Raw genomic sequence first — 6089 nt, 5'->3', positions numbered from 1 at the left:
ATCGCCACGGCCCCGTTGGGGCCTCGCAATGACAAGTCGGGGGCCGTTACCATTTTAACGGCAGCCTGTTTATTACACTGGTGCGGCACCGGGAGGGGACAGCCCGGCCCCTACAATTTCACTGCCTTACTTCAAAATTCTTGCGGCGCTTTCCTCGGCAAACTGGCGGGTATAGAGGTCGTGGTAATAGCCGCCCTTCTGCAGCAGCTCCAGGTGCCTGCCCTGCTCGACGATGCGGCCGTCGCGCACGACGAGGATGAGGTCCGCCTTGCGGATGGTGGACAGGCGGTGGGCGATCAGGAACGACGTGCGGTCGCGCAGCAGGTGGTCGATGGCGTTCTGGATGAGCTGCTCCGTCTGCGTGTCGATGGAGGACGTCGCCTCGTCGAGCACGAAGATGCGCGGGTCGGCCAGCACGGCGCGCGCAAAGGAGATCAGCTGCTTTTCACCCGTGGAAAGGCGGTCGCCGCCCTCGCCGACGTCGCTGTCCCAGCCCTTTTCGAGCTTGGCCGCGACCTGATCGGCCGAAACGGTCCGCGCCGCTGCCTCGACCTCGGCGTCCGTGGCGTCCAGACGGCCATAGCGGATGTTCTCGCGGATCGTGCCGGAGAACAGATGCGGATTCTGCAGCACATAGCCGATGTTCGAGTGCAGCCACAGCTGGCTGCGCTCACGGTAGTCCCGGCCGTCGATGAGGATCTGGCCGGACGTCGGCTCAAAAAAGCGGCAGGCGAGATTCACGAGCGTGCTCTTGCCCGCGCCGGTCTCACCGACGATGGCAACGGTCGTCCCGGCGGGGATTTTCAGCGAGAAGTGCGACAGCACGTTCTCACCGCCGTCCGGATAGCGGAACGTGACGTCGCGGAACTCGATGTCGCCGCGCAGCGGCTCCCAGTTTTCGCGCTTGGGGTGGAAGGCGTCGCCGTAGCGGGCGATGACCTCCGGCGTGTCGGCGATCTGCGGCTTTTCGTCCAGCAGGCCTGTCACACGCTCAATGGAGGCCTGCAGCGAGATGAATTCCGCGATGTTTGCGGCCGTCATCTGGATCGGCTCGAAAATGCCGACGGCGTAGGTCGTGAAGGCCGAGAGCGTGGCGATCTGCAGCACCTGCTCCTGCACCATGTAGCCGCCGCGCAGCAGCACGATGGCCACGGCCGCCGTGGAGCAGAACAGCACGAGGGGGATATACACGGCGTTCAGCCGCGCAGCGCGGATGCCGCAGTCGTGCATCTCCTTCGTCAGCGCGCGGAACGAGGCCGTGTTCTGCTCCTCGATGCCGAGCGTTTTCGACGTCTTTGCGCCGGTGATGCCCTCGTTGAACGCGCCGGTGATGCGGGAGTTCAGCTTGCGGACACGGCGGTTCCAGTGCAGGATGCGGTTCTGGAAATAGCCCGTGAGCACGGCGATGACCGGCACGATGACGATAACGACAAGGGCGAGCTTCCAGTTGAGCAGCAGCATCGCGGCGAACGTGCCGAGCACATAGAACATGGCCCAGAGGATATCCGTCAGGTTCCACGCGACCATGGAGGCAATGCGCGAGGTGTCGCTCATGACGCGGCTGAGCAGATAGCCCACCGGCGTGACGTTATAGAACGAGAACGACAGCGTCTGCAGGTGCGTGAAGAGGTTCGCGCGCATGTCGCGCCCGGCGCACATCTCGATCTTCATGGAGTTGCGCGCAAAGGCCACAACGGACAGGGCCTGCAGCAGGATGACGCCGAAATAGCACAGTGTGTAGGGCAGCAGGCCCGACAGCGTCCCGGCCTCGATATAATTTGAGATGGCATAGCGCTGGAACAGCGGCAGCACGACGTCGATGGCGGCCGTGATCAGGTTGAAGGCGAACATGCCCGCAAAATCGCGGCGGTATGGCCGCATGACGGGCATCAGGCGCTTCCAGATGCCCCATTGGAACGATTTGGTATAGTCCTGTTCATCAAAGGCAGGCATCAGACTCCCTCCTTTCCGAGCAGGCGGCGGTCGTCGCTGCTCATCTGGATGTCATAGATATCGCGGTAAATGCCGGGCTTGGCGATGAGCTCGGCGTGCGTACCCAGCTCCGAGACGCGGCCGCCGTCGAGCACGAGGATGCAGTCGGCCTGCATGAGTGTCGTTACGCGGTGGGAGATGAGCAGCACCGTCGCCTTGCCGAGCGATTCGTGCAGGGCGGCGCGGATCTTTGCGTCCGTCTCGGCGTCCACGGCCGAGAGCGAGTCGTCAAACACCATGATGGGCGCCCTCTGCATCAGCATGCGCGCAATGGCCACGCGCTGCTTCTGCCCGCCGGACAGCGTCACGCCGCGCTCGCCCACGAGCGTCTCATAGCCCTCCGGGAATTCGCAGATGGCCTCGTCCACGCAGGCAATGGCCGCGGCGCTGCGCAGCTCCTCCTGCGGCGCGCCGGGGCGCGTGGCGGCGATGTTCTCGCGGATGGTCTGCGAGAACAGGAACGGCTCCTGCAGCACAAGGCCGATCTGGCTGCGCAGGCTCTCGCGCGTAAAGCTGCGGATGTCCACGCCGCCGATGGTGATGCGGCCCTCCTGCAGGTCGTACAGCCGGTCGAGCAGATGCACGAGCGTGCTCTTGCCCGAGCCGGTGCCGCCGAGGATGGCAAATGTGCTTCCCTGCGGGATCGTGAACGAGACGTCCTGCAGCACGGGCGTCTCGCCGTAGCCGAACGTCACATGGTCAAAGACGATGTCGCCCGCCGCGCTGTGCGGCGCGGCCTCGGGCGCGTCCTTCTCCTCCGGCGCGCGCAGGATATAGCCCACGCGGTCGAGCGACACGCCCGCCTTGCTCATGTCCGAAAGCACGCGGCCGAGCGAGCGCACCGGCCACGACAGAGCCTCGTTATAGCTGATGAAGGCGAGAAATTCGCCGAGCGTCATATTGCCGTGCACGCTCTCGACGATGCCGCAGACGATGATGACCATGACCTGCAGGCACGTCAGCAGCGTGCCGGAGGCCCAGTAGACCGACAGCAGGCGGCCGAGGCGGATCCACAGGCTGGCAAATTTCTCGTTCTTTTCGCAGAAGCGGTCCGTTTCGAAGCGCTCGCGGCCGAAGGCACGCACAACGCGCACGCCGGTCAGGTTCTCCTGCGCACAGGTCGTCAGGTCGCCCTCGGCCTCGTCCGCCGCCTGAAAGCGGCCGGAGATGCGCCGGTAGAACACACCGGACGACAGGCCGACGATCGGGATGAACGCCAGCGCCACGAACGACAGCCGCACGTTCATCCGGAACATGATGACGAGATATAAAATGATGAGGAAGACCGTGCGCACGACCTCGACGAGCTGGTTGCACACGAACGTGCGGATGACGTCGACGTCCGAGGTGCAGCGCTGGATGATCTCGCCCGTGGAGTGGGCCGTGTGCCACGAAAAGCTCAGGTGCTGGATGTGGTCATACAGCCCGTCGCGGATACGCTTGACGAACGACTCCGACCCGCGCGAAAGCTGCGTGCGCTGGCCATAGTTGCAGAAGCCGCGCAGCAGGGCCAGCAGCAGCACGGCCGCGGCCGCGAGCCACAGCGCGTGGAGCTTCTGCGCCTGCAGCAGCGGCAGAAGCGGCTGCAGAAACGCCGGGAGCGACGGCTGCTCCGCGCCGAGGATGGAGTCCACCGTCAGGCGGATGACCTGCGGCGTGAGGGCATTGAATACCATCCCGAGGCAGGCGCACAGCAGGGCCACGACAAAATAGTGGATGCTGCCGCGCAGAAAGCGCACGATGAGCTGCACCTTCTCCCGCCACGGGATCGATTGCGTTTCCATAGAAGATCTCTCCTTTTTTCTGATTGCCGGGGGATGTTGATATGCTGACTGTAACGGCCTTCTCTCTCAAAGGCAGGACCGCATGATTCAGCGAGAGTATTCGGCGAAAAAGGTCCGACGAAGGCCGAAGCTGCGATCATGCGGCACTGCCGCAATAAATAAAAAACGCCTCTCCTGCCGGAGAAGCGCACAACAAGGAACAAAACAGGGCCTTTTATCCCTGCTTCCGGGCGCGCAAAACCGACAGACCGGTCCCCTGAACCAAAATAGAACCCGCTGCAAAGTACGGATAGGACATTCTGCGCGCCTCCTTTCGTAAAATCTAATATTCAGTATAGGGGAAAACAGTGACTTTGTCAACCCTGATGTCCGAAATAATTCGGGAAGCACCGCATTATTTCTCGAGAGCGTTCGGCGAGAGCTTTTTGTCAAGACAAGGCTTGAAACGTGCAGAGTGCTTTGTGTATCTGCAGGGGGCAAAGCCGCCAACGGCTGTGCAATACATCAGGCCTTTCGAGCCGACAGATCGGCGAAAAAGATCCGTCGAAGGCCGAAGCTGCAATTGTGCGCTGTTGCCCCAGAGGTTTTTCCTTGCCGTTTTGCCGCATTTGTGGTATGATCGGGGGAGAATTGCAACGGAAAGGAACGAAGAAACCATGAAATGGATCATTGCCTCGGACCTGCACGGCTCTGCCCACTACTGCCGCCAGCTCCTCGAGGCCTGGAAGCGCGAGGAAGCGCCGCGTATGCTCTTCCTCGGCGATCTGCTGTATCACGGCCCGCGCAACGACCTGCCCGAGGGCTATGCGCCGAAGGAGGTCATCGCCCTGCTGCAGGAGCGGCAGGCCGACATTTTCTGCGTGCGCGGCAACTGCGAGGCCGAGGTCGACCAGATGGTGCTGCCCTTCCCCGTCCTTGCGGACTACTGCCTGCTCGAGTCGGCGGGCCATCTTATCTATGCCACGCACGGCCACCATTTTAACGAGGACCATCTGCCGCCCCTGCATCCGGGCGACGTCCTGCTCCACGGCCACACGCACATCCCCCGCCGCACCCTGCGCGACGGCGTCTATGTCCTGAATCCCGGCTCCGTCTCCATCCCGAAGGCCGGGAGCTGGCATGGCTATATGACGCTCGAGGACGGCGTGTTCACTTGGAAGACGCTCTCCGGCGACGTGCGCGACACGCTGCGGCTCTGAGGGGGCTTATTATGGAATTCACAGCAGCGCAGGATGGCCTGCGCGTGGACGTCTTTCTGGCGGGCTGCCTGCCGGAGCTGACGCGCAGCGCCGTGCAGCGCCTGCTCGCCGAGGGCGGCGTGACCTGCGGCGGCGCACCCGTGCGGAAAAATGCGCGCACGGAGGCCGGGGCCGTCTACGCCGTCACTCTGCCGGAGGCGCGGCCCGTGGAGACCGCCGCGCAGGATATCCCGCTCGACATTGTCTATGAGGACGGGGACGTGCTCGTCATCAATAAGCCGAAGGGCCTCGTCGTCCACCCGGCCGCCGGGCACGAGGACGGCACGCTCGTCAACGCCCTGCTCTATCACTGCGGCGACAGCCTGTCCGGCGTGGGCGGCGAGCGCCGCCCCGGCATCGTCCACCGCATCGACCGCGACACGACCGGCCTGCTCATCGTGGCGAAGAACGATTTTGCCCACCGGCGCCTTGCCGCCCAGCTCAGCGACCACACGCTGCGCCGCACCTATGAGTGCATCGTCCGCGGCGGCTTCCGCGAGGACAGCGGCACGGTCAATGCGCCCATCGGCCGCGACCCGCGCGACCGCAAGCGCATGGCCGTTACGGAGAAGAACAGCCGCGAGGCCGTGACGCACTGGGAGGTCATCGCGCGCTACGGGCAGTATACGCACCTGCGCTGCCGCCTCGAGACCGGCCGCACGCACCAGATCCGCGTGCATATGGCGTGGATCCGCCACCCCATCGCGGGCGACCCCGTCTACGGCATCGGCAAGCCGGAGCTCGGCCTGCATTCGCAGTGCCTCCACGCGAAGGAGCTGACGTTCCTGCACCCCCGCACCGGCGAGGAGATGACGCTCTCCTGCCCCCTGCCGGAGGAGTTTGAGAATGCGCTGAAGAAGCTGCAGAGGATGATGTGACAAGGCCGGTGGAGTGTGGAGGGTTGAGAGCAGAATGTGAAGAGAGAAAAGCTTTCAGATTTGTCATTGCGAGGGCGCCTTGCGCCCGTGGCAATCTCCTGCAACAGCTTGCGAATTCGCCGAGGCCTTCCTGCTATCTACCATTGTACTGCGAGATTGCCACGTCGGCCTGCGGCCTCCTCGCAATGACAAATCGG

At 63.7% G+C, this 6089-nt stretch carries 4 protein-coding genes; 2 read left to right on the top strand and 2 right to left on the bottom strand.

The genetic code is table 11. The features are described from left to right. Window positions 1-126: 126 nt before the first annotated feature. Both WMO66_RS04955 and WMO66_RS04950 read right to left on the bottom strand, forming a co-directional pair. Window positions 127-1953 (bottom strand): ABC transporter ATP-binding protein, encoded by a 1827-nt coding sequence (locus tag WMO66_RS04955; protein WP_349135279.1) that lies wholly within the window; start codon window positions 1951-1953, stop codon window positions 127-129. Next, a complete protein-coding gene (locus WMO66_RS04950) occupies window positions 1953-3776 on the bottom strand; it encodes an ABC transporter ATP-binding protein (RefSeq protein WP_349135278.1) in 1824 nt (607 codons plus the stop codon). The genes WMO66_RS04955 and WMO66_RS04950 overlap by 1 nt, the downstream gene beginning before the upstream one ends. A 656-nt stretch (window positions 3777-4432) precedes the next feature. Between WMO66_RS04950 and yfcE the strand changes: the two genes are divergently transcribed. After that, on the top strand, window positions 4433-4975 hold the full coding sequence (gene yfcE, locus WMO66_RS04945) for a phosphodiesterase (RefSeq protein WP_349135277.1): 543 nt from the start codon (window positions 4433-4435) through the stop codon (window positions 4973-4975). An 11-nt stretch (window positions 4976-4986) separates the two neighbouring features. Next, window positions 4987-5892: an RluA family pseudouridine synthase gene (locus WMO66_RS04940; RefSeq protein ID WP_349135276.1), complete on the top strand. Its 906-nt coding sequence runs from the start codon at window positions 4987-4989 to the stop codon at window positions 5890-5892. Window positions 5893-6089: the final 197 nt, after the last annotated feature.

This window comes from Faecousia intestinalis, from assembly GCF_040096185.1.
Classification (GTDB): domain Bacteria; phylum Bacillota; class Clostridia; order Oscillospirales; family Oscillospiraceae; genus JAZOXB01.
Note: the sequence above shows the minus strand (reverse complement) of the source record. Positions and strands in the feature narration are given on the sequence as shown.

Coding starts and splice junctions, on each gene's coding strand:
- WMO66_RS04955 (WP_349135279.1), bottom strand. CDS start 1,953: ATGCCTGCCTTTGATGAACAGGACTATACCAAATCGTTCCAATGGGGC.
- WMO66_RS04950 (WP_349135278.1), bottom strand. CDS start 3,776: ATGGAAACGCAATCGATCCCGTGGCGGGAGAAGGTGCAGCTCATCGTG.
- yfcE (WP_349135277.1), top strand. CDS start 4,433: ATGAAATGGATCATTGCCTCGGACCTGCACGGCTCTGCCCACTACTGC.
- WMO66_RS04940 (WP_349135276.1), top strand. CDS start 4,987: ATGGAATTCACAGCAGCGCAGGATGGCCTGCGCGTGGACGTCTTTCTG.